The organism is Kitasatospora hibisci (assembly GCF_043950205.1).
GTDB classification, from domain to species: Bacteria; Actinomycetota; Actinomycetes; order Streptomycetales; family Streptomycetaceae; genus Kitasatospora; species Kitasatospora hibisci.
Window position 1 is genome coordinate 3,782,346 of record NZ_CP171642.1, and the last position, 25,005, is coordinate 3,807,350.

Consider the following 25,005-nt stretch of genomic DNA (forward strand, 5'->3'; position numbering starts at 1 on the left):
GGCGGGCTTGCCCGCGGCCGGGCGGCAGGCGGCGCGCAGCCGCCCCCGGGCAGGGCCTAGAGTCGGCGCGGATCCGGAGCAGGACGGGTACAGGGGGTACGCGATGGCGGGGAAGGTCCGGCGGGCGGGGAGCGCGGCCGCGACGGTGCAGGCGGCACAGCGGATGGCGGCCGCGGTGCTGCTCGGCGTCGGTGTGCTCGGGCTGCTGTTGTTCTCGCTCGGCCGGGAGCACTCCTGGCAGACGCTGGGCGGCGGGCTGGTGGTGGCCGGGGCGTCGACGGTGCTCGGCGGGGGGCTGGGGTTCCTGTTCGGGGTGCCCCGGGTGCGCGGTGGCGGCGGTCCGGGCGGGGAGGCGCACGGCTCCTACGCGCCGAACACCAATCTGGAGCAGGTGTCGGACTGGCTGACCAAGGTGCTGCTGGGTGTCGGGCTGACCCAGCTCGGCTCGCTCGGCGAGCGGATGCACGAGCTCGGGTCGGCGCTGGCGCCCGCGCTGGGCGGGGAGGAGGGCGCGGTCCCGTTCGCGGCGGCGCTGGTGCTCTACTTCCTGGTCCTCGGCTTCCTGGCGGGCTGGCTGGTGACCCGGCTGGCGCTGCCCCGGGTGCTCTCCGACGCGGACGAGGCACTGGACCTCTTCCTGGCGAGCCAGGACCGTGACCGCCGGGGCGACAAGGTGGGCGCGGACGATCTCCGGGTGCGGGCGATGCAGCAGCTGGGTCTGCTGGGCGGCGCCGCGGACCGGGCCGAGGAGCCGGCCCGCCGCCCGTCGGCGGGCGCCGCGCCCGGGCCGGCGACCGTGATGGCCGAGGTCCGCTCGGCGGCGCCGCGCTCGGCGCTCACCGCGGACCAGGTGCGCGAACTGTTCGCCTACGGCGACGAGGACCGCCGGCTCCAGGCACTGGCGCTGATGCAGGGTGATCCGGCGCTGGCCGACCTGCCCGGCGTGCTGGAGGCGATCGAGCACCCGCGCTCCGGCTTCGAGCAGTACAACGCACTGCTGGCGGCCCGCGGTCTGCTCCACCGGCTGCCGGCCGCCGAGGCCCGGCGGCTGCGCGACGCGCTGGCCGGGCAGCTGGTGGCGGCGGACGGGATCCCCTACGGCTCGGACAGGAGCTGGCTGGCGGAGAAGATCCTCTCCCGCCTGGAGGCGCCCACCCCGCCACCGCGGGAGATCGGCCTCCCGCAGCAGGCCGGCCCGGCCGCCGAGGAACCGGCGCAGCCGGAGTCGTCGCAGCCGGTTCAGCCGTAGGAGCTACCGGGAGCCGGCGGTCCGGCGTCGGTGGTCGGCGGCCCGCAGGACGAGGACGCGCCGGGAGCGGCCGTCCTCCACCCGGGCGAAGACCTCGACCTCGCTGGCGATCCGGCGCTCGCCGAGGGCGTGCCGCAGCCCGTCCAGGTGCGGGCAGCGCCGTCCGGCGCCGTCGTGCAGCGGGTGGACCCGGACCTCGCCGTCGGGCCGGGTGACCCGGACCAGTTCGGCCAGGGCGGCCACCTGCCGGTCGAGGTCGAACAGTTCGGGGTAGGCGAAGACCAGGTACCCGCTGAGCGTCAGTGCGAAGGTCCCGTCGGCGAACGGGAGCCGGGGCAGTGCGGCGGCCACGTACTGCTCCGGGTGACGTTCGGTGTCGGCGGTGAAGAGCCGCCGGGCCCGGTCCCAGCTGCGCAGGTAGCGGTCGTACGGGCGGTGCTGCGGCAGCGGGTAGAGCGCCGGGCGGGCCGCCATCGCGGCGGCCATCGAGGCGCGGGCGGCCAGCGCGCGGGCCGCCACCTCGGGGACCGGCAGGGCGTAGGCCGGATCGGTGGCGATCACGTGGCAGCCCAGGGCGCGCGCCTCGGCGGCCAGGCCGGCCGCGCCGGCGGGGCAGTCGAGCACCGGCCCGGGCACCGCGGCGAGTGCGGCGCGGGTCAGGCCGAAGAGACCGCAGTACTCGTCCAGCGGGCGGGAAGTGACGAGGACGCCGTCGGGGTCCGGGGCGGCGGGGGCTGCAGGGGCGGCCATGCGGGCATCCGAACACGGGCCGGCCCCGCCCGCATCCGGAGACGCCCGGCCCCCGCGGCCGGCCGGACCCGGCCGCCGCCGCGGTGGTCCGGCCGGGGCCGCGGGGGCCGGGGGATCAGCGGCCGAGCAGAGCCCGGACGGCGAGCCGGTTGACGTTGGTCAGGCCGCGCACCAGCTGCGGGGTGAGGAAGACGACGAGCAGCCCGAGCAGCGAGACTCCGGCGATCTGCAGCGGCGACTGGACGTAGTAGACGTGCCGGGTGTGGTCGTCGTCGTAGAAGTCGAAGAGCTGCATCCCCGGCCAGCCGACGTAGGTCGGGTAGACCCAGTGGTAGAGCGGGTACGCCGCCAGCACCCAGCCGACCAGCAGGAACGTCAGCGACACGGTGAAGCTGAGGATCGCCCACGGGAACATCAGCACCTGGTGGAGCACGGCCTTCCAGCCGGCCGCGTCCGCCATCCGCGCGGTGATCAGGCCCCAGCTGCCGGGGCGGACGACCTTCACCGGCGCCGGTCCGGGCACGTCGAGCGCCAGCATGCTGCGGGTCCGGGCCCGCTCCAGCCGGCCGAAGCCACGGGCGCCGGCGGTCAGCGCGGCCAGGACCGGCAGGCCCAGGACGGTGACCAGGGTGCCGAGGCCGAAACTGAACAGGGTGATGGCGAAGGCGAAGCCCGCGACGGCCACCGGGAGGCCGGTGAGGCTGTAGCCGAGCTCGCGGTAGAAGTAGGAGGAGAACGGCGCGCGCCAGGCGTACGGCGGCTCCTCGGTACGGCGGGCGCCCTCGGCGGGGAGGTCGTACGCGGTGCGCTGGATGCTCTCGCTGCTCATGGCCGGTCTCGGTCCTCGGTTCTCTGGTGCGGGCTTTCGGGGGATGGCTCCACCCTCCCAGGGCCCGGGCGCGGCGGACATCCGGCTCCCCGGCGAACCGGGGGTGGGGTTAACCCCCCGTCGGGCCCCGCCAGCCGGGCCGCGGCCACTCGTCGGCGAGCAGCGAGTACTGCAGCGAGTCGTGCCAGGTGCCGCGCAGCCTGACGTCGTGCCGGATCCGGCCCTCCAGCTGGAAGCCGGCCCGGGTGAGCACCCGGACGGAGGCCTCGTTGGCCGGGTCCACCCGGGCGGCCAGCCGGTGCAGACCGAGCGGGCCGAAGGCGAAGTCGCAGAGCAGGGCGGTGATCTCGCCGGCGTAGCCGTTGCCCCAGGTGTCCCGGCGCAGCGCGTAGCCGAGGTCGGCGGAGCGGTGGTCGCCGAGGGTGAGGGCGGCGTTGCCGATCGGGGTGGCGTCGGCCGGGTCGTCGGCGTCCGCGCGCCGGGTGACGGCCAGTCGGTAGACGGTCCGTTCCTCCCGCAGGGCCTCCTCCAGGTACTGCTCGATCTGGTCGGCGCAGTCCACCGGGTCACGCGGCTCGAAGGGGAGGTAGCGGGTGGCCTCCGGGTCGCCGAAGACGGCGTGCAGCGCGTCGACGTCGCCGGGGGTGTGGTGGAACTCGCGGAGGGCGAGGCGGGGGCCGGTGAGCCGGACGGGGACCATGGTGGCAGACCCTACCCGCGCTTTCCGGTTACCGTAAGTGACATGGAAGACGATGACCTGCGGCTCGCCCCGCACACCAGGGCCGCCGAGCTGCTCGCCTGGGCGGAGGCCGAGGGCCGCGCGCCGGTGGCCGAGGCCCCGCTGCGGGCGATGCTGGCGCTGCTGGAGCTGGGCGGGGGCAGGATGCGCGACGGCTGGCCGGAGCTGACCTCGGACGCCGTGGAGCAGCTGCTCCACGAGCGGCTCCACCTCTACGTGCAGCCCGACCCGGAGCAGGACCCGCTGGCGTACGGCGAGGCGGTGCGGCTGCTGATCGACCACCAGCGGGCGGCGAAGCGGCTGAACGCCAAGCGGCAGGAGCGGCTGCACGCGGAGGCCGAGTGGCAGGGCGAGGTGGCGGCCGGCCTGCTCCGCCGGGCCGATCTGGTGACCTGGCCGCGCCTGTACGCACTGCTGCTTCGCGCGTACGGGGTGGACGTCACCGACGAGGCCGCGGTGTTCGCCTGGCTGTCGGGCTTCCGGGAGCTGGCCGAGGAGGACCGGCGGGCCGCGTTCGAGGCGCTGGCGACGGCCGGCTGGCTGGACGAGGCGGACCCCGCGGGCTGGGGTCCCGGCCGGGTGCTCTCGGTCGGGATGGCCACCGACGGCGCCCGGCGGCTGCTGGAGCACGGGCTGATGCGGCGCAGCTACCGCAACCTGGCGGAGCTGACGGCGCTGGGCCGGCCGATGCCGGACGAGCTGACCGGGGACTTCGGGGCGTTCGAGGAGGCGGCGGAGGCCGCCGCGCTGGACCTGTTCGGCACGTGGACGGTGCCGGGACTGCCGCGGCTGCTGGTGGCGGAGTTCCCGGAGCTGGCCCCGGAGCCGGGCCAGGAGGAGATCGACGCCTACCTGGCCGGCCTGCCGGCGGAGCCTGACCTCGCGGAGCAGGACCGCGCCGGGTAGCGGCGGACGGCGGGCGGAAACGGGGAGGCGCCCCGGCGGGTACGTCCGTACCGGCCGGGGCGCCTTCGTCGTGCCCTCGGGGGCGAACCGTCAGGGGGTGACGCCGCGCTGCTCGAACCAGCTCTCCGGGTCGACCGGGGCGCCGCCGTCGGGGCGCACCTCCAGGTGCAGGTGCGGGCCGGTGACGTTTCCGGTGGCGCCGACCTTGCCGAGCTGCTGGCCGGGGACGACCTTGCCGGAACCCTTGATGATCGAGGAGAGGTGGCAGTACCAGATCTCGGTGCCGTCGGGCAGCGTCTCGACGATCCGGTAGCCGTAGGAGCCGGCCCAGCCGGCCGAGGTGATGGTGCCCTGGCCGACCGCGTACACCGGGGTGCCGGTGTCGGCGGCGAAGTCCAGGCCGGTGTGCAGGTGGGCCCAGTAGGAGGCGCTCTGGCCGTAGTGGGCGGAGAGGCGGTAGTCGCGCACCGGCAGGTTGATCGCGGCGAGCTTGGCCTTCTCGGCCGCCTCGGCGGCGCGCTTGGCCTCCTGCTGCTGGACGGCGCGCTTGGCCTCGGCCTCCTTGGCGGCCTGGAGGCGGGCGGTCTCCTCGGCGGCGGTGCGCTGGCTGTCGGCCTGCTGCTGGATCCGGGCGGCGAGCGCGAGGCCCGGGTCCGCGGAGAGCGCGACCGGGGCCTCGTCCGGCGCCTCGACGGCGGGGGCGGCGGCCGGGGTGGCGGAGGCGAAGCCGGTGGCGCCCAGGGTGGCGGCGACGGCGGTGACGCCGAGCAGCGGGGCGGTCCCGCGGGTCTGACGCGGCATCCGGTGGCGGTTGGTCTCGGCGGGCTGCGGGGCGGCCTCGTCGTCGGACCCGCCGTACTCGCCCAGATGGGCGGGCGGCCACGGGTCGAGCAGCTGGGTGCCGGCGGAGGAGCCGGGCAGGTGTGCCGGAGAGTGCGTCGACGCCACGGAGGCGCGCTCCTTTCCTTCCTTCGCGCCTACCGGGTTAGCTGACGGGTTCGGAGCAGGAAGGTCTCCTACGGCTGGGCCTGGGCCCGGCCGATTCACCCCAAGGAACGTGGTTCCCCGGCTCCCTGGCCTGCCCGGAGGCCGGCCGGCGGGATTAGGCGACGGCGCGCGGTGCCGTCTGGGTACGGCGTTGCGGACCGCGCTGCGTTATCAAACGTTAATCCTAGGAGCCCCCGATTCCAAGCCGTCCGCACGGGACGACAGGACACGACTCGGACACTACGCGATCCGGTGGGTGATTTGGGGCGTTTGACGACAACTGACACTACCGAACGTGATAGGACGTCAACGAACGACCCCGCGTTTGAGTACTCCTACTCATGTGGACCTCGTTCGAGGGCGCGCATCCTGGCGCCATGAACGCACCGATGCAGTCGCGCACCACGGCCGCGTACCACGTCCAGGCCGTGCTCTCCTTCGCCCTCTCCGCCGGCGCCCTCGCGATCGGCATCGCCTACCTCCCGGTGGGCGCCTGGACCCGCGCCTTCCTCGGGGTCGGCCTGCTCTACACCGTCACCTCCTCGTTCACCCTGGCCAAGGTCGTCCGGGACCGGCAGGAGACGAACGAGATCGTCACCCGGGTCGACCAGGCCCGGCTGGAGAAGCTGCTGGCCGAGCACGACCCGTTCAAGGTCGAGGGGGCCTGAGCCGGCAGGCCGAGGCGGCGGCGAATCCCCGGGCCGGGGCCGGGGCCGGAGCCGGGGCCGGAGCCGGGGCTGGAGCCGGGGCCGGGGCCGGGGCCGGAGCCGCCGGGGATCCGGGTGTCGCCGATAGCTTGACGGCTAAGGCTATTAGCCTTAGCTTTGTGGGTGTCGGCAGCACCGCCGGCACCCCGTCCCGGCGGACCGCGGAGGCCCTCATGACCGGCACCAGCACCCCCACCACGCTGTTCCTCGACGTCCCCGGTGGCCGGCTGGCCTACGACGACACCGCGCAGGGCGACGGCCTGCCCGTCGTCCTGCTCCCCGGGATGCTCGACAGCCGGGCCGCCTACCGGCACCTGCGCCCGCTGCTGACCGCGGCCGGCCGCCGGGTGATCACCATGGACCTGCGCGGCTTCGGCGAGTCCTCGATCGCCTGGGACGACTACTCGCCCGCCGCCATCGCCACCGACGTGCTCGCCCTGCTCGACCACCTCGGCATCGAGCGGGCCGTGCTGGCCGGCAACTCCTACACCGGCGCCACCGTGGTCAAGGCCGCCGGGGACGCGCCCGGACGGGTCGCCGGGATCGTCCTGCTGGACGCCTTCGTCGAGAACCTGCCGCCGACCGCCCTGCAGCGCGCGATCTTCGGCGTGATGGGTGCCCTGCTGGTGCACTCGCCTGCGTTCTGGGGCCTCTACCACCGCAAGATGGCCTACCCCGGCCCCAGGCCGGCCGACTTCGACGGCTACGTGGACGGCCTGGTCGCCGCGATGCGCACGCCGGGCCGCAAGGCCGCCACCCGCGGCTACGTCCGCGGGGAGTCCGCGCCCGCCGGCTGGACCGCCGCCGTGTCCTGCCCGGCGCTGGTCGTCATGGGCAGCAAGGACCCCGACTTCCCGAAGCCCGAACTGGTCGCCGACCGGCAGGCCGCCGCGCTCAAGGCCCGCAAGGTGATGATCGAGGGGTCGGGCCACTACCCGATGGCCGACCAGCCGCAGGCCACCGCCGACGCCCTGCTGCCCTTCCTCGCCGAGCTCGTCTGACCTGCCGCAGACCTGCCGCAGACCCGCCGCGCCCGGCCCACCCGGCCCGGGACCGCCCCGCGCACCACGCCGACCGCGCGCCCGCGCGCGCCGAACCCCCACCCCGGAACCACGGAGGCCGTTCCCCATGCCCCGCGTAGGACTCACCCCCGAGCAGGTCGTCGACCACGCCCTCGCCCTCATCGACGAGCAGGGCGCGGACGCCCTCACCCTGGCCGCGGTCGCCGCCCGCGCCAAGGTGGCCACGCCCTCGCTCTACAAGCACGTCAGCGGCGGGCTGGCCGAGCTGCGGCGGCTGGTCGCCGTCCGGGTCACCGAGGAGCTGGCCGACCGGCTGGCCGAGGCGGCCGTCGGCCGGGGCGGGGACGACGCCGTCGCGGCGGTCCTGCGCGCCTACCTCGGGTACGCGACCGAGCACCCGCACCGCTACCACGCGCTCCCGCAGTCCCCGCAGCCGGACGACGACCTCGCCCGGGCGGCGGCCCGGCTGGTCGGCGTGATCGTCGCGGTGCTCCGCGCATACGGGCTGGAGGGCTCCGAGGCGATCCACGCGGCCCGGACCGTCCGCTCGGTTGCGCACGGCTTCGCCTCGCTCTCCATCGGCGGCGCCTTCCAGCTCGCCGAGGACCTCGCCGTCACCGAGGACCGCCTGGTCGCCGTGCTGACCGGGGGCCTGCGCGCCTGGCCCGCGCCCTGACCCGGACCCCGGCACGCCGAAGCGACGGGGCGTCCCCGGAAACGCCGCAGGGCCCGGAGCGTGATCGCTCCGGGCCCTGCGGCGTGGTGGTGGGCCTAACAGGACTTGAACCTGTGGCCTCTTCCTTATCAGGGAAGCGCTCTAACCGTCTGAGCTATAGGCCCTCGCCGAACCGCCATCCTACTCGACCGTGACGGGTGCCCCGGCACCCGGCAACCGGACGGCGACCGGAACCGATCAGGACCGATCGGGACCAATCAGGCAAGACGGGATAGATTGGCCGGCAACAAGGTACGAGAAGTCGAGAGCCCGATCCGGCAGAGCCCCACAGGGCGGCGGAAAGGCCATCCCATGGACCTGACCTCGCCGTGGCTTCCCCCATCCGAGGACGAGAACCGGGTGCCGCGGAGCAGCCCGAGCGCACGCAGCGCGATGCGCTGCGTCCGGCTACTGCTCGGCTGCACCAGCGCGAGCGAGCTGCTCGGCACGGTCCTCGCCGAGGGCCCGGGCTGGATCACCGGCGAGGGCTCCGCGCTCTACCTGCTGGACTCCGCCGGAGTGCTCCGGCTCACCGCCTCCCACGGCCTGCCCGACTGGGCCCGCGAGCGCTACGGCGTGGTCGACCCGGCGGGCGACCTGCCGGCGGCGATGGCGCTGCGACTGCGCCGCCCCTACCTGCTCAGCCCCGAACGCACCGGCATCGACCACCCGGACCCGAACACCGGCACGGGCACCGGCACCGGCACCGGCACCGGCACCGGCATGGTCGCCGTCATCACCCTGCCGATGATCGTCGACGAACAGCCGATCGGCGTCCTGGGCCTGGCCCTCGCCCACCGGGGCACCGTCCCGCGGCGCGATCTGGACGTGCTGGAGACCCTGGCCGACGCCTGCGGCCACCGCCTCGCCCACCTGCTCGACCACGCGCATCCCGGGGACCGCGCGCCCGTGGGCGGCGTCCGGCCCGGCCCCGGGGCCACCGGGGGCGACGCCGGCCGGGCCACCGGACCGGGCCAGCCGATGCTGTCGCTGGCCGTCCGCTCCGCCGGGCACGGCGCCTTCGAGCGGGACCTGGTCACCGGCGAGACGTACTGGGACGACCAGGCCTACCGGGTGACGGGCCGGCCGCCGCCGGCCGAGGGCGCCGCGGATCCCGCCCCCGACCTGGACCGGATCGTCCACCCCGAGGACCTGCCGGACGTCCAGGCCGCGCTCGCCGAGGCACTGGCCGCCGGCGGCCCGTACCGGATCACGTACCGGGTGCTGCGCCGGGACGGCGGCGTGGTGCGGGTCGAGGAGACCGGCGAGGTGATGCTGGACGTGCACCGGCGGCCGGTCCGGATCGCCGGCCTGCTGGCCGACCGGGACCGCACCCGTGCCGCCGAGCAGCCGTCACCCGAACCGCCGGAGGGCGACGCGGCGGCGACCGCCGCCCGCTCTGCGCTGCTGCTGGCGCTCACCCGGGCGCTGTCCCGGGCGGTCACCGTCCGGGACGTCACCACCGCGGTGACCGACGTCGCCCGGCCGGCGTTCGGCGCCGCGAGCATCGTGCTGGACCTGGTGGACGAGGGCCGGCTGCTGCCCGTCTCGCACACCGTCTACGGTGGCCCGCGCCGCACCGAGCTGGCCCGGCTGGCCGACCTCTCCGAGAGCGTGATGCAGCACGCGCTGGCCCGCTCGGCCCCCCTGTTCAGCGAACCCGGACGGACCGGTCGGTCGCCGGAGAACAGCGGCGGGCCGCTCACCCCGGCCGCATGGGCGGTGCTGCCGCTGGTCGCCTCGGGCCGGCAGGTCGGCTCCTGCCTGATCACCTTCGCCGCCGAGCGGGTCTTCGGCCGCGAGGACCGCACCCTGTACTCCGCGTTCGCCGGCATCCTGGCGCAGTCGCTGGAGCGCGCGCGCCTCTACGACACGCACCACCACCGGGCCACCGAGCTCCAGCGCGCGATGCTGCCGCGCACCCTGCCCCGGCTGCCCGGGATCGCCAGCGCCGCCCGCTACCTGCCCAGCACCGAGGGCATGCAGATCGGCGGCGACTGGTACGACCTGCTGCGGCTGCCGGACGGGCGGATCGGCCTGGTGATCGGCGACGTCCAGGGCCACAACGCCGAGGCCACCGCGGTGATGGGCCAGCTGCGCAGCGCCCTGCGGGCCTACGCCACCGACGGGCACGATCCGGCGGCGACGCTGGCCCGGACCGGCCGGCTGCTCTCCGGGCTCGACACCGACCTCTTCGCCACCTGTCTCTACCTCACCCTGGACCCGGCCGACGGCACCCTGCAGGCGGCCCGCGCCGGGCACCCGGCCCCGGTCCTGATCACCGGCGACGCCCGGGCGGTGGAGCTGGACCTGCCGGGCGGCCCGCCGCTGGGCGTGGACCCGGGGGTGCCGTACCCGCCGGCGGTCGGACACCTGGCGCCGGGCGAGACCCTGCTGGTGTACACGGACGGCCTAGTCGAGGACCGCGAGGAGGACTACGACGAGTCGGTCCAGCGGATGCTCGGCGGCCTGGAGCTGTGGGCCCGGCAGACCGGTCCGGTCCTGATCGGTCCGGCGCCGGCCCTGGAGCGGCTGGCCGACCTGCTCACCCTCAACGTGACCGAGCGCCGCTCTCGTCCGGACGATGTCGCGCTGCTCCTGCTGCACCGGGTGTCGCCGGCCCGGTAGCGCGCCCACCGGCCGACGGAGGGGCCGATCGGACCCGAAGGACGTCTGATTGCCGCCGTATTGACGGGATGTTGACGAGATCCGGTCACATGGCGAGATCCATTCACATCTTCGTAGGATCATCACCCTAGAATTCGCCGCGTGACGATGACTCAGTGGTGCGTGACGGCAGCCGGCGTTCTCGCCGCCCTCGCCCTCGTGGCCGCCGCCCGCTACCGCGCGGTCTCCGCCACCCAACGCAGCCGGGCCGACCGGCAACAGCGCGAGATCACCCTCCTCCGGGAGCGGCTGAACACCGAACTGGCCCGCCGCGGCAGCGAACTGGCCGCCGTCCAGCAGGAGCAGGAGCTCAACGCCTCCACCCAGCGGGCCTTCCTGAGCGTCGCCCGCCGGATCCTCGTCATGGCGCACGACCAGCAGGCCCTGCTGGACGAGATGGAGCGCACCCACGACGATCCGGCGCTGCTGGAGGGCCTGCTCAAGGCCGACCACGCCGCCGCCCAACAGGCCCGCCTCGCCCAGACCCTGGCCGTCCTCTGCGGCGCCCGGGCCGGGCGGCACTGGCCCGAGCCGGTCTCCCTGGAGGACGTGGTGCGCGGCGCGCAGTCGCGCATCCTGCCCTTCCAGCGGGTGGTGGTCCGCAGCCGGATCGAGACCGCCGTGGTCGGCGCCGCCGCCGAGGCGCTCATCCACGCCGTGGCCGAGCTGCTCGACAACGCCACCCGCTATTCCCCGCCCAGCACCCAGGTGTTCGTCACCCTGATGCCGGTGCACAACGGTGCCGTCATCGAGATCGACGACGGTGGCGTCGGCATGCCCGAGCAGGCCGTCGCCAAGGCCGCCTCCGCCCTGGCCGGCGGCTCCACGCTGGAGGTCTCCCGCCTCGGCGAGGTACCGCAGTTGGGCCTCGCCGCGGTCGGCCGGCTCTCCGAGCAGTACGGGTTCCGGGTCACGCTCAGCTCCGCGCCCTCGCCGTACGGCGGCGTCCGGGTCGTGGTGCTGCTGCCGAACGCGCTGCTCACCGAGCCGCTGCCGCCGACCGTCCCGGGCCTCGGCCACGCGGACCGGGCGTTCTCCCCCGGACCGCTCCGCGCGCCCGCGCCCCCGTACCAGGGCTCCGCCGACCACATCCGGGCGGCGGGGCAGCACCCGCCCGCCGTCCACCCGCTGCTGGAGACCCCGCCGACCGAACGGCCCCCCGCGGCCGGCCCCGCCACCCCGCCCCCGCTGCCCCGCCGGAGCCACCGGCGCGACCGTGCCAGCCGCCACGCCGCGCCGGCCGCGCCGGCCCAGGCGCCCGCCCCGCCGTACCGCTCCGCGCGGGACGCCCAGACGTTCATGGCGATGTTCCAGGCCGGTACCGCCAGCGGCCGCTCGGCCGCCCGGGCCCAGGCCGCCACCGAAGCTTCTCCTCCCCCTTCCCCCCAGCTTCCCCAGCGCTCCGGAGAGTTCCATGACCACCACCCCTGACCTCGGCTGGCTGCTCGCCGACATCGTCTCCGTCCCCGAGGTCCAGCACGCCGTCGTCGTGTCCAACGACGGCCTGGAGATCGGCCGCAGCGCGGGCATCCTGCGCGAGGACGCCGAGCGGCTCGCCGCCGCCTGCTCGGGTCTGCAGTCGCTGGCCCGCGGTGTCGCCCAGGGCTTCGGCGGCCACGGCAGCGCCACCCGCCAGATCATCATCGAGTACGGCGGCGGCTACCTCTTCATCGTCGCCGCGGGCGCCGGCGCCCACCTGGCCGTGGTGACCAACGAGGCCGTCGACGCCGGCCTGGTCGCCTACCAGATGCAGGTGCTGGTCGAGCGGATCGGAACCCACCTCACCAGCCCGCCCCGGGTGGACCACCCGGTGGGGGGCCAGCGGTGAACGGGCCGGTCCGGCCCTACGTGATCACCGGCGGGCGCAGCCGGCCCACCCGCGCCGCGCTCGCCGTCGAAAGCCTGGTCAGCGCCTTACCCGACCGGCCCGAACTGCCCGAGGACGCGCTGCTCAACCGCGAGCACCAGCGCATTCTGGACCTCTGCTGCAGCCTGCTGTCGATCGCCGAGGTGGCGGCCCACCTGGGGCTGCCGCTCGGCGTCGTCAAGGTGCTGGTCGGCGATCTCCAGGACCTCGGCGCCGTCCAGGTGCTCCCGCCCGTCCCGCAGGCCGAACGCCTGCCCACGACCCTCCTGGAAGAGGTGCTCGTTGGCCTCCGCCAACTCCGCTGAAGCCCCCGCCGGCCCGCCCGCCGAGCCGCAGTATCTTCCGGCCTCCGTCCTGGGTGCGGTGAAGATCCTGGTCACCGGCCCGTTCGGGGTCGGCAAGACGACGCTGGTCGGCTCGCTCAGCGAGATCACCCCGCTGCGCACCGAGGAGACCATGACGGCCGCCAGCAGCGGCGTCGACGACCTCACCGGGCGCGCCGGGAAGACCACCACCACGGTCGCACTGGACTTCGGCCGGATCACGCTCAACCCGCGGCTCGCGCTCTACCTCTTCGGCACCCCGGGCCAGCAGCGGTTCTGGCCGCTCTGGGACGACCTCTCGCGCGGTGCGCTCGGCGCCATCGCCATGGTCGACCTGCGCCGCCCGGACGAGAGCTTCGACGTGCTCGGCCGGCTGGAGGAGCAGCAGATCCCGTTCGCGGTGGCCGTCAACACCTTCCCGGACACCCCGAGCTACCCGGAGGAGGAGCTGCGCTCGGCCCTCGACCTGCTGCCCGACGTGCCCATCCTGTACTGCGACGCGCGGGACCGGCGGGCCGCCTACGACCTGCTGATCGACTTCGTCAGCCACCTGCACGCCACCTCCGTCCTGGAGCTCCAGCGATGACCGCCCCCGAACCGGGCACGTCCGGGCCGCACCCGGCCGGCCCCCCGCCCGGCTGCCCCGCGCACGCGGGCGGCGTCCCGGCCGGCGCCGGCATGCCCACCGGTGTGCCGCTGCCGGCCCTCTACGGCTCCGCCGTCGCCGACGACCCGCACGGCCTCTACGCCGACCTGCGTGCCCGGTACGGCCCGGTCGCCCCGATCGAGCTGGAGCCCGGGGTGGAGGCCTGGCTGGTGCTGGGCTACCCGGAGCTGCTCGAACTCACCCGCAACGAGGCGCTGTTCTCCAAGGACTCGCGCCGCTGGCGGGTGCCCGCCGAGGGGCGGCTCGCCGCCGACTCACGGCTGCTGCCGATGACCGCCTGGCGGCCCACCCTGCTCAACCTGGACGGCGCCGAGCACCAGCGGCTGCGCGCCGCCGTCACCGACACACTGGCCCAGATCGACCACCGCCGGCTGCGCGGGACGACCGAGGCCGCCGCCCACTCGCTGATCGACAGCTGGGGTCCGGACGGCACGGCCGACCTGATCGCCCAGTTCGCGCGCCAACTGCCGCTGCTGGTCTTCACCCAGTTGCTCGGTCTGCCCGCCGAGGCCGGCCCCCGGCTGGTCGAGCTGATCAACCACTTCGTCGACAGCAGCAAGTACTCCGTCAAGGCCAACGCGGAGTTCCAGGCGATCCTGGTCGACCTGGTCAAGAGCCGCCGCGGGACGCCCGGTGCCGACCTGACCTCCTGGCTGCTGGCCCACCCGGCCGGGCTGACCGACGAGGAGGCGGTGCACCACGTGGTGGTGATGATGGTCGCCGGCAACGAGACCAGCATCAACTGGATCGGCAACACGCTGCGGCTGCTGCTCACCGACCGCCGCTTCCGGGCCACCCTGACCGGCGGCCGGCTGACCGTCACCGACGCGCTGGAGGAGGTGCTCTGGCGCGACCCGCCGACGCAGAACTTCCCCGGCCGGTGGGCCACCGGCGACACCGTGCTCGGCGGCCAGTACATCAGCGCCGGGGACATGCTCGTGCTCGGCCTGGCCGCGGCCAACGCCGACCCCGCGGCCCAGGGCGCCTCCGCCGCCGCGCAGGGCACCCTCGGCGGCAACCGGGCGCACCTGGCCTGGGGCGCCGGCAGGCACGTCTGCCCGGCCCAGCACCCGGCCCGGATCATCGTCGAGACCGCGGTCGAGACCCTGCTGCACCGGCTGCCCGACCTCCAGCTCGCCGTCCCGCCGCACGACCTGGCGTGGCGGCCGTCGCCCTGGTCGCGCGCCCTGGTCAGCCTGCCGGTGCTCTACAGCGCCTTCACCCCGCCCCGCCCGCCAGCCCCCGAGAGGCCCGCATGGACACCGCCGCCCCTGGAACCGAACAGCCCGGCCGCCGGCCCGTCGAGCCCGTTCGGCTCGACCCCTTCGGCCGCGACCAGCACGGTGAGAACGCCCGACTCCGGGACGCCGGCCCGGCGGTCCTGGTGGAGCTCCCTGGCGGGGTGGTGGTCTGGGCGATAACCCACCACGACACCCTCCAGGCGCTGCTCGCCGACCCGCGCGTCGGCAAGAACCCGCAGCTGTGGACGACGTTCACCGAGGGCCGGCTGCCCAAGGGCTGGCCGCTGCTGAACTTCGTCACCGTGCCCGGCATGGTGACCGCCGACGGCGATGACCACCGGCGGCTGCGCGGGCTGGTCACCCAGGCCTTCACCCCGCGCCGGATCGCCGAGCTGCAGCCCGCGATCGAGGCCCGGACCACCGCCCTGCTGGACCGGATCGAGCTCCTGGAGGGCGAGTTCGACCTGCGCCGGCACTTCGCCTACCCGCTCCCGATGCAGGTGATCGGCGAGCTGCTGGGCCTGCCGCCGAAGCAGCAGGACGAGTTGCACGAGCTCTCCGACGTCCTGGTCTCCAGCTCGGCCACGCCCGAGGCCGCCCTCGCCGCCCAGCAGGGCCTGTTCGCGCTGCTCGGCTCGGTGATCGCGGCCAAGCGCGCCGAGCCCGGCGACGACCTCACCACCGACCTCATCGCCGCCCGCGAGTCCGAGGACCGGCTCAGCGAGCAGGAGCTGGTCGGCACCCTGCTGCTGATGCTGGTGGCCGGCCACGAGACCACGCTCAACCTGATCACCAACGCGGTGCGCGCGCTGCTCGCCCACCCCGACCAGCTCCGGCTGGCGCTGGACGGTGAGGTGGAGTGGTCCGCGGTGGTCGAGGAGACGCTCCGCTACGACTCGCCGGTCGGACAGTTCCCGATGCGGTACGCGATCGAGGACATCGAGGTCGGCGACGCCGTCATCCGCCGCGGCGAGGCGCTGCTCGCCTCGTACGCCGCCGCCGGCCGGGACGCCGGGCACCACCCGGACGCCGACCGGTTCGACGTCACCCGGCAGCCGAACCGGCACCTCTCGCTCGGCCACGGCCCGCACTTCTGCCTCGGCTCCGGGCTCGCCCGGCTGGAGGCGGAGACGGCGCTGCGGTCGCTGTTCGAGCGGTTCCCGCGGCTGGCCCTGGCGGAGGAGCCGGGGGCTGAGCCGATCGGCTCGTTCGTCAGCAACAGCGTGCGGACGCTGCGGGTGACGGTCGGGCCGCGCGGGTGACCTGAGGGCGGCCGGGTCGTTTGGCGTGTCATGACGAAACTCGCCACCCTGGCCGCCCTCACCATGGCGGGCCTCGCCCTGGCCGCCCCCACCGCGTCCGCCGCGACCTCGGTCGCCTCCCAGCCGGACGCCCTGGACGGGCTCTCCAGCGGGCTCAACCTCTCCCCCACCGACCTGGCGCTCCACGAGGCCGGCAAGCTGCCGCTGGTCGGCCACGCCGCCCAGCAGGTGGAGGCCGTCGGCACGGGCCAGATGGAGCACCCGGGGATCAGCGGGCAGGTCCTGAACTGACGGGCAGGTCCTGAAGCGGCCCGGGCCCGTGCCGGGGGGCCGCCCGCGCAGCGGCCTCCGGTCCGGTTCGGGCGCTCCCCCGAGCGTGCCCGAACCGGACCGGCGCTTGCGGCCCCGGGGCCGGGGCCCGAGCAGCGGTCAGCCGTCAGCCCCCGGCGAGGGCGTTCAGCTCCTGGTAGGTCAGCCCGCCGTCGAGCGCGGTGTACGTCCCCGCGCCGTAGACCTCCTCGGCGGCCCGGCGCACCGCCGCGTACGCCGCCTTGGCCAGGCCCGGGCCGAGGCTCACCCGGGCCACGCCCAGCTCCGCCAGCTCCGGCACCGACGGCGAACCGGGCCCCGCCAGCACGTTCAGCGGCGCCGGAACGGCCGCGACCAGGGCCGCGATCGTCTCCGGATCGGCGACTCCCGGCACGAACACCCCGTCCGCACCCGCCTCGACGTACGCGCGCAGGCGGGCGACCGCCTCGTCCAGCCGTCCGGCCGGCTCTCCGATCCCGTGCAGGAAGACGTCGGTGCGCCCGTTGACGAACAGGTCGACCCCGGCCCGGGAGGCGGCCTCCCGGGCCGCGGCGATCCGCTCGGCGGCCTCGGCCGGGGACCGGTGGGCGTCCTCCAGGTTCACCCCGACCGCGCCGGTGGCGAGCAGCCCCGCCACCGTCTCGCCGACCTCGGCCGCGGTGGCGCCGTAGCCGCTCTCCAGGTCGGCCGTCACCGGCAGCTCCACCGCGCGCACGACCAGCGCGGTCTGCGCGAGCACCTCGTCGCGGTCGGCCGCGTCGCCGTCCGCGCTGCCCAGGCTCCAGGAGACGCTTGCACTGGCCGTGGCGACGGCCCGCGCCCCGGCGGCGGCGACCAGCCGGGCGCCGGCCGCGTCCCAGACGTTGGCGAGCACCAACGGCTCGCCCGGGCGGTGGAGTTCGCGCAGGACGCGAGCCTTGTGCTGCTGAGTGGGCGTCATGGTGGCGACCCTACTTCGCGGCCGGGCTGAGGCGGGAGGCGACGCCGATCCGGTTCCAGGAGTTGATGGTGACGATCAGGGCGATCAGCTGCGCCAGCTCGGCCTGATCGAAGTGCTCGGCGGCCTCCTGGTAGACGGAGTCCGGGACGTGCCCCCGGGTCAGCAGGGTGATCGACTCGGTCAGCGCCAGGGCGGCCCGCTCCCTGGCGGTGAACCACGAGGTCTCGCGCCAGGCCGGCAGGGAGAGCAGGCGGTGGTTCTGCTCGCCGTTCTTCAGCGCGTCGGTGGAGTGCATGTCGATGCAGAACGAGCAGCCGTTGATCATCGAGGCGTGCACCTTGACCAGCTCGGCGAGCGCCGGGTCGACGCCCTTCCTGGCGGCCCGGTCCAGGGCGATCATGGCCTGGTAGAACTCGGGGGCGAGGTCGGGGAGGGAGATCCGCTGCTCGGGGGCGGACACGGTGGCGGTCTCGTTCGTCGTCGTCATACCGGCCAGCCTAGGCGGGGATTGGACCGCCTCCTTGGCACAATCGGGGCCGGGGATCATGGGCCACTTCAGGTGGTGGGCCGCCCGCGGGGTGCCGGAACCCCGCGGCCGGCCCCGGCCCGGGAACCCTGGTCGGCCCCGGCCCGGGAGCCCTGGTCGGGCCTACGCCGCCCGGCTCGCCGGGAGGAAGTTCATGCGTTCACGGACGACGGGGAATCCCGCCCTGGCGAAGTTCGCGGCCATCGGGAAGTTGGCCCGGTCCGTCGATCCGGTGATGAACTCCGCGCCCTGCTCGACGAGGAAGTGGGTGCACTCCGCGAGGAGGTCGTAGGCGTAGCCGCGACCGCGCTGCTCCGGGACGACCCCGATGAAGCCGATGGTCGGGCCGGAGGGGTTGTGGGCCGGGATGTGGATGCCGGCCGGCTCGCCCTCCGGCGTGTGCGCGATCTGCCACCACTCCCGCGGGGAGGGGCACCAGTGGAAGAAGTCGAGTTCCTCCCGGGCGGCCTGGTCGAGGCCGCCCTCCTCGACGGCCCTGAGCGCGTGGGCGTCCAGGGTGGCGGAGTGGATGCGGCGCAGCACGTCGAAGAACACGGCGTCGTCGGGTTCTGCGCTGAAGCGCAGACGCCCGGGCCGTTCGGGCAGGCCTCGCTCCGGGGTCCAGCGGTACAGGAAGCGTTCCACCAGGAGTTCGTACCCTGCGGCCCGTGCGGCGGCGAAGCGGGCCTCGGCGGCGGCGCGCAGGGCGCTCTCCTCCCGCCAGCCGCCGGGCAGGTTGATCTCAAGTTCGACCTTCCAGGGAGCGGAGCGCAGGAGCTCGGCCCCGGCCTCCTCCTCGCCCTCGGCCACGTCGAACCAGTTGATGTTGACCGGCTCCGCGTCGTCGGGGCCGCCCCACCACGCGCCGCGTGCGACGACCTCGCCGTCGCGCAGGGCGACGCGCTTCCAGTCGGGGCGGAACCGGGTGCGCCGATGGCCTTCACGGGCGCCCAGGGGGTCGGGAAGTGCGTCGAAGAGATGGGCGTCGCTCGCGGAGAGCGCGCGGATGACCGGATCGGTCATGGATTCCTCCGGGATACAGGCTGCTTGGAGCGCTCCCGGTCAGAACTGACGAAACACGCCGGGACAAAGGAAGAGGGAGCGCTGGAGAGGTGTGAACTGCACGGCACTCGCCTCCTTCCGTCCGTCTCGGGGCGTGATGCCACACGGTACGTGATCTTCCGCGGGCCGTCCACGGGTTTCCGGCCGGGTCCGGTGCGGCGGCGGGGCGGCCGGGCCCCGTCCGGTCCGGCTGTCACGGATGTTCCGCCTGTTCCGATCGGCGAACGTGCGTGCGAGGATCGGCGGCGGGGCGGTGTCCGGCCGCCCCACCGGGAAGACCACCGGGAAGACCAGGGGGCCAGCCGCGTGTGTACCGCGTTCGTCAGCATCGAACCGTCGTCGGCGGTGCCGGTGCTGCTGCTGTCGGTGCGGGACGAGTACGCGGGGCGGCCGTGGCTGCCTCCGGACCACCACTGGCCCGGGCAGCCCTCGGTTCTCGGCGGGCTCGACCGCGCCGCGGGCGGGACGTGGCTGGCGGTCGAGCCGGGCGGCCCGGGGACCCGGCCGGTCGCGGCCTGCCTGCTGAACGGCTTCGGCGCGATGGCCCCCGCGCACGCGCGGCTCTCGCGCGGCGAACTGCCGCTGACCGCCGTCCGCGACGGCGGCATCGGCCACCTCGACCTGGAGCGCTACGACCCCTTCCACCTGGTCGTCGTCCGGCCGGACGGCGCCCGGGTGCTGAGCTGGGGCGGCGGCAGCCCCGAGGAGCGCGAACTGCCGACCGGCCTGAGCGTGGTGCTGAACGACGGGCTGGAGGGCCTGGCCGCCACCCGGACCACCTCGGAGCTGGTCCGCACGCTGATGGCCGCCCGCGCCGCGCACTTCCGCGCCCGCTTCGAGGCCGCCGCCCGACCCGAGCCGCTGGCCGGGCCCGCGGAGGAGGCATGGGGCGCCTGGCTGCCGATCGTGGCCGGCGACGGCCTGCCGCTGGACGCCCCCGAGGCGCTGGTCCAGCGCCGGGATTTCGGCGACGGCCGGATCTGGGGCTCCTCCTCGATATCCCTGCTGGCCTTCGGACCTGACGGACTGCGGTACGACTTCGGCCGTGCCCCCGTGAGCGGCCCGGCCGACGACCGGTGGCGGCGGATCATCTAGGGGTCGGCCCCGACAACACCGTTGTCGGGAGGCGTGGTTGACCGGGGGCCTACCAGGGCCGGCACCCCCTGAGAAGCGAGAGGGCGATGACCCTGCCCCCGGGCTGCCGACCGGTCCGGCTTGCCGCCTCCGGCCATCGCCCGATGCTGCGCGAGCCGGAGGCCGTCGCACGGCTGGTCGAGGAGCTGCGCGCCGAGGCGCGCTGAGCACCCAGACGGGCAGATGCGCAGGAGACCGGCCCGTCCGACGCCCCACCGCGTGGGGAGAAGGTGCACGCCCGCGCACACCGGGCGCGGCTTCGGGCACTCCCTGCCCAGGAGGTCGGCGGGCCCGACTTCCCGCGCGGGGATGGACGTCAGACGGCCCGGGCCAGCAGGCAGACGTGGGACCGGCCGGGCCGCTCGGCCGCCTGCTCCACCCGCGCGGTCACGGCGAACCCGGCCCGGTCCAGCAGTGCGGCCTGCTGGTCGGCGGGGGAGGTACGACTCGTACGTCACCGGGTGGCCGTAGCCCCGCGCGGGCCGCAGGTGGGCGGTCTCGCCCGCGTGGCCGCCCAGCAGCAGGCGGCCGCCGGGAGCAAGGGAGCGGCGGAACTCCGCGAACACGAGGGGAAGTTGCCCCGGAGGCGTGTGGTGGGTCGAGTACCAGGCCAGCAGGCCGCCCAGCCCCGCGTCGCGAAGCGGCAGGCCGGTCATCGAGCCGACCGCGCAGTCGACCGCGGGGTGGGCCCGGCGGGCCAGCTCGATCATGCGCGGCGACAGGTCGATGCCGAAGGCGGTCACGCCCAGCCCGGCCAGGTGCGCCGTCACCCGGCCCGGCCCGCAACCCACGTCCGCGACCGGGCCGAGGCCGTCCGCCCGCACCAGTTCGGCGAAGGCGGCGAGCACGCCGCGGGACACCGGGTCCATGGCGTCCGGCGGGACCACCCGCCGGACGTAGTCCTCGGCGACGGTGTCGTACGACGCGCGGACGGCGGCCGGGTACGCGGGCACGGTCATGACGCCGAGCGTAGGACCTTCACGTGCGACCTCCCGGACGAAAGCCGACTTCCCCTCAGAAAACCCTTGCAACCACTACGTTCGAAGTACTATAACTGTCGTGGTTCGAGTGGCGGGCCGGACCGGCACCACGACATCAAGGACACGGATGCGCAAGCTCAGCTACTTCATCGGCAGCACCATCGACGGCTTCATCGCCACGCCCGACGGCGGCTTCGAGTTCTTCTTCCCGTACGTCACGGGCGACTACGCCTCCTGCCTGTCCACCGAGTACGCGGACACCGTCTTCACTCCGGCCCGGGTCGCCGCGGGCATCGACGACACGCCCAACAAGCGCTACGACACCGTGCTGATGGGCCGCAACACCTACGAGCCGGGGCTGGCCGTCGGCGCCACCAGCCCGTACGCCCACCTGCGGCAGATCGTCTTCTCCCACTCCATCGCCGAGAGCCCGGACCCGGCCGTCGAGGTCACCGCCGAGGACCCGCTGTCGGTGGTCCGCCGCCTCAAGCAGGAGGAGGGGCTCGACATCTGGCTCTGCGGCGGCGGCTCGCTGGCCGGGCAGCTGCTGCCGGAGATCGACGAACTGATCGTCAAGCTCTACCCGATCGTGGCCGGCTCCGGCATCCCGCTGTTCTCGGCCGACTTCGCGGCTCGCACCTTCGAGCTCGCCGAGAGCCGGACCTTCGACCAGGGCTCCGTGCTCCTCACGTACCGGAGGCCCGCGACGGCGGCGGACGCCGAGCCGGAGCAGGCGTAGCCGACCGCGCCGAGCAGCCGACCCGGCGCTGAACGGCGGCGCCCGGCAACAGGTTCACGAGGACGGTGGCGGCGCTTCGGCGGCTGCGACACCGCCGCCCTCCACATCGCGCCCGGCCCGTGCGACAGCGCGCTTCGACTTCCTGCAGGTGGTCTCTGACAGGGGGCCGTGATCGGAGGCCAATCCGCACGAGTACGCCGTGCGTACTCGCGGACAGGCAGGCGCGTGAGCCGGTCCTACCCGTTGGAGAGAACCACCGGCCCCCGGGCGATCAGGACGTCGGCTTCGCGGTGCCAGCCCAGGGAGGAGTAGAGGCGCTGGCCTTCCTCACTGGCGATGAGAAGACCGGTACGGGCGCCGTGGGCCACGGCGGCCTCCGCCAGAGAGCTCATCATGGCGCGGCCCAGGCCGCGTCGGCGGTGCGCCGGGTCCGTCTCGATGCGATCGGCGATCGCATCGGCGCCGACCACGGCGATGGTGCCGCGCGCCGCCACCTCTCCGGAGGGGCCGTGGAGGGAGACGACCGTGACCGCTCCCTCCGTGCGGACCTCGCGCTCGTACGGCGCGGCGGGTGCGTGCTGCGGGTGCTCGGTCAGATCGGTCGTCATGAACCACTCGGACCGGTGGAGCAACTCCAGTCCGGCAGCGCTGACGACGGCTTCGACGGCGCCTGGGCGCAGCGTAGGTACCGTGAGCCAGGTGGCCTGCCCGGCGGCGGCGACGATTGCCGCCAGCCGCGCCAAGGACTCGGGCTCCTCATCCGCACGCAGCGCGAACACCTCGACCTCACGGCCGGGTTGGTCGCACTTGGACCGCAGGCCGTCCCCTGGGGACTCGACCGGCTCCGCCTCGGGCAGGGAGCGAGCCACGGTCCAGCCGCTCAGCCAACGTCGTATCAGCTCTGATTCGATCTTCGCCATCCGGCGATTAGAACATGACCGCAACCGGTGGACGGGAGGCATCCTGTCGCTGATGGCCTTCGCGGACGCACCGGCGCTTGCTTGTGCCGGAGGTCCTCACGCAGGGCGACTCATCGATGATTCTGGGCTGTCGGCGCGATGCCGTGAGTCCCGCGATCTGGTGCGGGCCGTCGCGTTGTCGCCGGAGGCGTCCCTGGCCCTGATCGTGTCGGCGGCGGAGGAACACGAACATGCGCAAGACTGACCAGCGGCCCGGCCAGTGGCGCAAGAGCAGCCACAGCGGCGGCAACAACGGCACCTGCGTCGAGGTGGACGACGCCGCGCCCGGGCGGTCCGGGACTCCAAGGACCCCGACGGGCCAGTGCTCGCCTCCACTCCCGGCGCCTGGCAGTCCTTCGTCACCGCCGTCCGCGCGGGCGAGTTCGGCCGATCCCTGCCTACCGGACGAACTCGCCGATCAGCCGGGCCAGCTCTGCCGGCCGTTCCAGGTACAGGTCGTGGCCGGTGCCGGGCACGCTGACCGCCACCGTTTCCGGTCGTGTGCCCAGCATCCGGTCGAACTGCTGCGCGTCGATGATCCCGGACTGCCCGACCACGGCCAGGACCGGGCACCCGATGCGCTCCCACTCGTCCCACCACGACCGGTGGGAGTTCTCCGCCAGGCTCTCGACCATCACCCCGCTGTCGAACCGCGGCCACCAGCCGCCGTCGCGCTGCTCCAGCCCCGCCGCCCAGCCCTCCCCGACCGCTCCACCGCCGAAGAACCCCACAGCCGACTCGAACGACGGGAACGGCTCCGGCCAGGCGTCGAACCAGCCGGCGACCCCCGCCAGCGTCTCCGGGTCCGAGCCCGCCGGCCCCGCCTCGACCACGACCAGCCCACTCACCGCCTCGGGGTGCGCCGCAGCGGTGAGCATCGCGGCATGCCCACCGTAGGACTGGCCGACCAGCACCGGTCGCTCCAGCCCGAGCTGCCCGACCACGGCGAGCACGTCCGCCACGTACGCGGCCCGCGAGACGTCCTGCGGCCGCCGCTCGCTGGCGCCGCTGCCGCGCTGGTCCACGGCCACCGTCCGGAACCGCCCGCCCAGGGCCGCCACCACGGCGTCCCACTCCCCCGCGTGCCCCGCCAGCCCGTGCAGCAGCACGACGGCTGTTCCCGGCCCTCCCGAGTCGCGGCAGGCGAGCCGGACCCCGTCCCTCTCGACGTACCTCACCACCGTCATTCCGCCCCCTCCAACCGCCGCGCGCGTTCGGTCAGATGGCGCCGCTCGGGCGCACTGGTCGTGCGGCGGGCCGCCTCCCGGTAGGACTCCACCGCACCGGCCCGGTCGCCGAGCAGTTCCAGCAGGTGGGCCCGGGTCGCGGGCAGCCGGTGGTTCCGGGCGAGGTTCTTCTCCCCCTCCAGCACGGCCAGCAGTTCCAGCCCGGCCTCCGGGCCGTGCACCATGGCCACCGTGACCGCGCGGTTGAGCGTGACCACCGGGTTGGGCCCGAACCCCTCCAGCAGCTCGTACAGGGCGAGGATCTGCGGCCAGTCCGTGGCCTCCGCCGACCCGGCCTCGTCGTGCACCGCCGCGACGGCGGCCTGCAGCTGGTACGGACCGGCCTGCCCACGCGGCAGGAACCGCTCCAGCAGCGCCACGCCCTCCGCGACCAGCCGCCCGTTCCAGCGGCCGCGGTCCTGCTCGGCGAGCGGCACCAGCTCCCCGTCGGCGCCGGTGCGGGCCGGACGGCGGGCCTCGGTGAGCAGCATCAGTGCGAGCAGGCCGGCCGTCTCGGCGTCCTCGGGCAGCAGGCCGTGCAGCAGCCGGGTGAGTCGGATGGCCTCGACGGCCAGTGCCGGCGCAGTCAGATCGGTGCCGTTGCTGGCGGTGTAGCCCTCGTTGAAGACCAGGTAGAGCACCTGCCGGACGTCCGCCAGGCGCTCGGCGTGCTCCGCGCGGCCGGGCACGGCCAGGCCGACGCCCTTCACGTTCTGCTTGGCCCGGCTGATCCGCTGGGCCATCGTCGCTTCGGGCACCAGGAAGGCGGCGGCGATCTGCGCCGTGGTCAGGCCGCCGACCGCGCGCAGGGTCAGCGCGATCCGGCTGGGTGCGGAGAGCGCCGGGTGACAGCAGAGGAAGAGCAGTGCCAGCGAGTCGTCCCGGTCGCTCTCCGGCGTGCCGTCCGCCGCGTGGCCGATCAGCGCGGACTGCGGGGTGGCCAGGGCGAGGGCGTCCTCGCGGCGGCGCCGGGCGCTCTCACTGCGCACCTGGTCGACCAGGCGGCGGGAGGCGACGGTGAGCAGCCAGCCGCGGGGGTTCTCCGGCGTCCCGGCCTCGGGCCACTGCTGTGCCGCCGCGATCAGCGCCTCCTGCACGGCGTCCTCGCACGTGTCGAAGGCGCCGTAGCGGCGGACGAGCGCGCCGAGGACCTGCGGCGCCAGCTCGCGCAGCAGGTCCTCGGTCGCGTGGGGCAGGGC

At 74.8% G+C, this 25,005-nt stretch carries 28 protein-coding genes, 1 tRNA gene, 1 pseudogene and 1 riboswitch; of the genes and pseudogenes, 18 read left to right on the plus strand and 12 right to left on the minus strand.

All coding sequences use genetic code 11. The features are described from left to right. The first annotated feature begins 103 nt into the window (after positions 1-103). Positions 104-1,249, plus strand: coding sequence for a hypothetical protein (locus ACF9IK_RS16115; protein WP_395294891.1), 1,146 nt, complete (start codon positions 104-106; stop codon positions 1,247-1,249). A 3-nt stretch (positions 1,250-1,252) separates the two neighbouring features. On the opposite strand, the gene ACF9IK_RS16120 is transcribed toward ACF9IK_RS16115, so the two are convergent. The 3 genes from ACF9IK_RS16120 to ACF9IK_RS16130 form a co-directional block, all read right to left on the minus strand. Next, positions 1,253-1,999: a class I SAM-dependent methyltransferase gene (locus tag ACF9IK_RS16120; protein WP_395294892.1), complete on the minus strand. Its 747-nt coding sequence runs from the start codon at positions 1,997-1,999 to the stop codon at positions 1,253-1,255. A gap of 115 nt (positions 2,000-2,114) precedes the next feature. Next, the gene (locus ACF9IK_RS16125; protein WP_395294893.1) at positions 2,115-2,828 is read right to left on the minus strand and encodes a sensor domain-containing protein; all 714 of its coding nucleotides are present in this window, start codon (positions 2,826-2,828) and stop codon (positions 2,115-2,117) included. Between the two features lie 109 nt (positions 2,829-2,937). After that, entirely contained in the window at positions 2,938-3,528 is a 591-nt protein-coding gene (locus tag ACF9IK_RS16130; RefSeq protein WP_395294894.1) for a GNAT family N-acetyltransferase, read from the minus strand. Positions 3,529-3,570: 42 nt separating this feature from the next. Between ACF9IK_RS16130 and ACF9IK_RS16135 the strand changes: the two genes are divergently transcribed. Continuing rightward, positions 3,571-4,473 (plus strand): hypothetical protein, encoded by a 903-nt coding sequence (locus ACF9IK_RS16135; RefSeq protein ID WP_395294895.1) that lies wholly within the window; start codon positions 3,571-3,573, stop codon positions 4,471-4,473. A 90-nt stretch (positions 4,474-4,563) separates the two neighbouring features. Here the strand turns inward: ACF9IK_RS16135 and ACF9IK_RS16140 are convergent, their stop codons facing one another. Further along, entirely contained in the window at positions 4,564-5,421 is an 858-nt protein-coding gene (locus tag ACF9IK_RS16140; protein ID WP_395294896.1) for a M23 family metallopeptidase, read from the minus strand. Between the two features lie 12 nt (positions 5,422-5,433). After that, positions 5,434-5,592: riboswitch (cyclic di-AMP (ydaO/yuaA leader) on the minus strand. Positions 5,593-5,837: 245 nt separating this feature from the next. On the opposite strand from ACF9IK_RS16140, the gene ACF9IK_RS16145 reads away from it, so the two are divergent. The 3 genes from ACF9IK_RS16145 to ACF9IK_RS16155 all read left to right on the plus strand — a co-directional run bounded on the left by ACF9IK_RS16145 (position 5,838) and on the right by ACF9IK_RS16155 (position 7,865). Beyond that, positions 5,838-6,128: a YiaA/YiaB family inner membrane protein gene (locus ACF9IK_RS16145; protein WP_395294897.1), complete on the plus strand. Its 291-nt coding sequence runs from the start codon at positions 5,838-5,840 to the stop codon at positions 6,126-6,128. Positions 6,129-6,286: 158 nt separating this feature from the next. Beyond that, on the plus strand, positions 6,287-7,168 hold the full coding sequence (locus ACF9IK_RS16150) for an alpha/beta fold hydrolase (protein ID WP_395294898.1): 882 nt from the start codon (positions 6,287-6,289) through the stop codon (positions 7,166-7,168). Between the two features lie 127 nt (positions 7,169-7,295). Beyond that, positions 7,296-7,865, plus strand: coding sequence for a TetR/AcrR family transcriptional regulator (locus tag ACF9IK_RS16155; protein ID WP_395294899.1), 570 nt, complete (start codon positions 7,296-7,298; stop codon positions 7,863-7,865). An 87-nt stretch (positions 7,866-7,952) separates the two neighbouring features. Here ACF9IK_RS16155 and ACF9IK_RS16160 read toward each other — a convergent pair. Next, positions 7,953-8,029: transfer RNA gene (locus ACF9IK_RS16160), tRNA-Ile, on the minus strand. A 187-nt stretch (positions 8,030-8,216) separates the two neighbouring features. Here ACF9IK_RS16160 and ACF9IK_RS16165 point away from each other — a divergent pair. The 8 genes from ACF9IK_RS16165 to ACF9IK_RS16200 all read left to right on the plus strand — a co-directional run bounded on the left by ACF9IK_RS16165 (position 8,217) and on the right by ACF9IK_RS16200 (position 16,222). Next, positions 8,217-10,532, plus strand: coding sequence for a SpoIIE family protein phosphatase (locus tag ACF9IK_RS16165; protein ID WP_395294900.1), 2,316 nt, complete (start codon positions 8,217-8,219; stop codon positions 10,530-10,532). A 147-nt stretch (positions 10,533-10,679) separates the two neighbouring features. Then, a complete protein-coding gene (locus ACF9IK_RS16170) occupies positions 10,680-12,002 on the plus strand; it encodes an ATP-binding protein (RefSeq protein WP_395298592.1) in 1,323 nt (440 codons plus the stop codon). After that, a complete protein-coding gene (locus tag ACF9IK_RS16175; protein WP_395294901.1) occupies positions 11,986-12,399 on the plus strand; it encodes a roadblock/LC7 domain-containing protein in 414 nt (137 codons plus the stop codon). Before ACF9IK_RS16170 ends, ACF9IK_RS16175 begins: the two co-directional genes overlap by 17 nt. After that, positions 12,396-12,743 (plus strand): DUF742 domain-containing protein, encoded by a 348-nt coding sequence (locus tag ACF9IK_RS16180; RefSeq protein WP_395294902.1) that lies wholly within the window; start codon positions 12,396-12,398, stop codon positions 12,741-12,743. Before ACF9IK_RS16175 ends, ACF9IK_RS16180 begins: the two co-directional genes overlap by 4 nt. Beyond that, positions 12,721-13,347 carry a GTP-binding protein gene (locus ACF9IK_RS16185; protein ID WP_395294903.1) on the plus strand — a complete coding sequence of 209 codons (627 nt, stop codon included), beginning with the start codon at positions 12,721-12,723 and terminating at the stop codon, positions 13,345-13,347. Before ACF9IK_RS16180 ends, ACF9IK_RS16185 begins: the two co-directional genes overlap by 23 nt. After that, positions 13,344-14,849: a cytochrome P450 gene (locus tag ACF9IK_RS16190; protein ID WP_395294904.1), complete on the plus strand. Its 1,506-nt coding sequence runs from the start codon at positions 13,344-13,346 to the stop codon at positions 14,847-14,849. The genes ACF9IK_RS16185 and ACF9IK_RS16190 overlap by 4 nt, the downstream gene beginning before the upstream one ends. After that, on the plus strand, positions 14,813-15,931 hold the full coding sequence (locus ACF9IK_RS16195; protein WP_395294905.1) for a cytochrome P450 family protein: 1,119 nt from the start codon (positions 14,813-14,815) through the stop codon (positions 15,929-15,931). The genes ACF9IK_RS16190 and ACF9IK_RS16195 overlap by 37 nt, the downstream gene beginning before the upstream one ends. Before the next feature lie 30 nt (positions 15,932-15,961). Then, positions 15,962-16,222, plus strand: coding sequence for a hypothetical protein (locus tag ACF9IK_RS16200; protein ID WP_395294906.1), 261 nt, complete (start codon positions 15,962-15,964; stop codon positions 16,220-16,222). Positions 16,223-16,367: 145 nt separating this feature from the next. On the opposite strand, the gene ACF9IK_RS16205 is transcribed toward ACF9IK_RS16200, so the two are convergent. From ACF9IK_RS16205 to ACF9IK_RS16215, 3 genes are all read right to left on the minus strand, one after another. Continuing rightward, positions 16,368-17,180, minus strand: coding sequence for an isocitrate lyase/PEP mutase family protein (locus ACF9IK_RS16205; protein WP_395294907.1), 813 nt, complete (start codon positions 17,178-17,180; stop codon positions 16,368-16,370). A gap of 10 nt (positions 17,181-17,190) precedes the next feature. Then, the gene (locus tag ACF9IK_RS16210; RefSeq protein WP_395294908.1) at positions 17,191-17,667 is read right to left on the minus strand and encodes a carboxymuconolactone decarboxylase family protein; all 477 of its coding nucleotides are present in this window, start codon (positions 17,665-17,667) and stop codon (positions 17,191-17,193) included. A 162-nt stretch (positions 17,668-17,829) separates the two neighbouring features. Continuing rightward, positions 17,830-18,729 carry a GNAT family N-acetyltransferase gene (locus tag ACF9IK_RS16215; RefSeq protein ID WP_395294909.1) on the minus strand — a complete coding sequence of 300 codons (900 nt, stop codon included), beginning with the start codon at positions 18,727-18,729 and terminating at the stop codon, positions 17,830-17,832. 345 nt (positions 18,730-19,074) lie between these two features. Between ACF9IK_RS16215 and ACF9IK_RS16220 the strand changes: the two genes are divergently transcribed. Continuing rightward, entirely contained in the window at positions 19,075-19,863 is a 789-nt protein-coding gene (locus ACF9IK_RS16220) for an NRDE family protein (protein ID WP_395294910.1), read from the plus strand. On the opposite strand, the gene ACF9IK_RS16225 is transcribed toward ACF9IK_RS16220, so the two are convergent. After that, on the minus strand, positions 19,860-20,861 hold the full coding sequence (locus ACF9IK_RS16225) for a class I SAM-dependent methyltransferase (RefSeq protein ID WP_395294911.1): 1,002 nt from the start codon (positions 20,859-20,861) through the stop codon (positions 19,860-19,862). The two genes, ACF9IK_RS16220 and ACF9IK_RS16225, sit on opposite strands and share 4 nt — an antisense overlap. A 148-nt stretch (positions 20,862-21,009) precedes the next feature. On the opposite strand from ACF9IK_RS16225, the gene ACF9IK_RS16230 reads away from it, so the two are divergent. After that, positions 21,010-21,621: a dihydrofolate reductase family protein gene (locus ACF9IK_RS16230; RefSeq protein ID WP_395294912.1), complete on the plus strand. Its 612-nt coding sequence runs from the start codon at positions 21,010-21,012 to the stop codon at positions 21,619-21,621. A 236-nt stretch (positions 21,622-21,857) separates the two neighbouring features. On the opposite strand, the gene ACF9IK_RS16235 is transcribed toward ACF9IK_RS16230, so the two are convergent. Continuing rightward, positions 21,858-22,541 (minus strand): GNAT family N-acetyltransferase, encoded by a 684-nt coding sequence (locus ACF9IK_RS16235; protein ID WP_395294913.1) that lies wholly within the window; start codon positions 22,539-22,541, stop codon positions 21,858-21,860. A gap of 52 nt (positions 22,542-22,593) precedes the next feature. On the opposite strand from ACF9IK_RS16235, the gene ACF9IK_RS16240 reads away from it, so the two are divergent. From ACF9IK_RS16240 to ACF9IK_RS16250, 3 genes and pseudogenes are all read left to right on the plus strand, one after another. Continuing rightward, positions 22,594-22,785: a hypothetical protein gene (locus tag ACF9IK_RS16240; protein WP_395294914.1), complete on the plus strand. Its 192-nt coding sequence runs from the start codon at positions 22,594-22,596 to the stop codon at positions 22,783-22,785. Next, a pseudogene (locus tag ACF9IK_RS16245) lies at positions 22,772-22,831 on the plus strand (hypothetical protein); the annotation flags it as partial. The gene ACF9IK_RS16240 and the pseudogene ACF9IK_RS16245, both read left to right, overlap by 14 nt. Positions 22,832-22,839: 8 nt before the next feature. Continuing rightward, on the plus strand, positions 22,840-23,061 hold the full coding sequence (locus tag ACF9IK_RS16250) for a DUF397 domain-containing protein (RefSeq protein WP_395298593.1): 222 nt from the start codon (positions 22,840-22,842) through the stop codon (positions 23,059-23,061). On the opposite strand, the gene ACF9IK_RS16255 is transcribed toward ACF9IK_RS16250, so the two are convergent. Both ACF9IK_RS16255 and ACF9IK_RS16260 read right to left on the minus strand, forming a co-directional pair. Then, positions 22,979-23,767 carry an alpha/beta fold hydrolase gene (locus tag ACF9IK_RS16255; protein WP_395294915.1) on the minus strand — a complete coding sequence of 263 codons (789 nt, stop codon included), beginning with the start codon at positions 23,765-23,767 and terminating at the stop codon, positions 22,979-22,981. The two genes, ACF9IK_RS16250 and ACF9IK_RS16255, sit on opposite strands and share 83 nt — an antisense overlap. Continuing rightward, positions 23,764-25,002 carry an RNA polymerase sigma factor gene (locus ACF9IK_RS16260; protein ID WP_395298594.1) on the minus strand — a complete coding sequence of 413 codons (1,239 nt, stop codon included), beginning with the start codon at positions 25,000-25,002 and terminating at the stop codon, positions 23,764-23,766. The genes ACF9IK_RS16255 and ACF9IK_RS16260 overlap by 4 nt, the downstream gene beginning before the upstream one ends. Between the last annotated feature and the right edge of the window lie 3 nt (positions 25,003-25,005).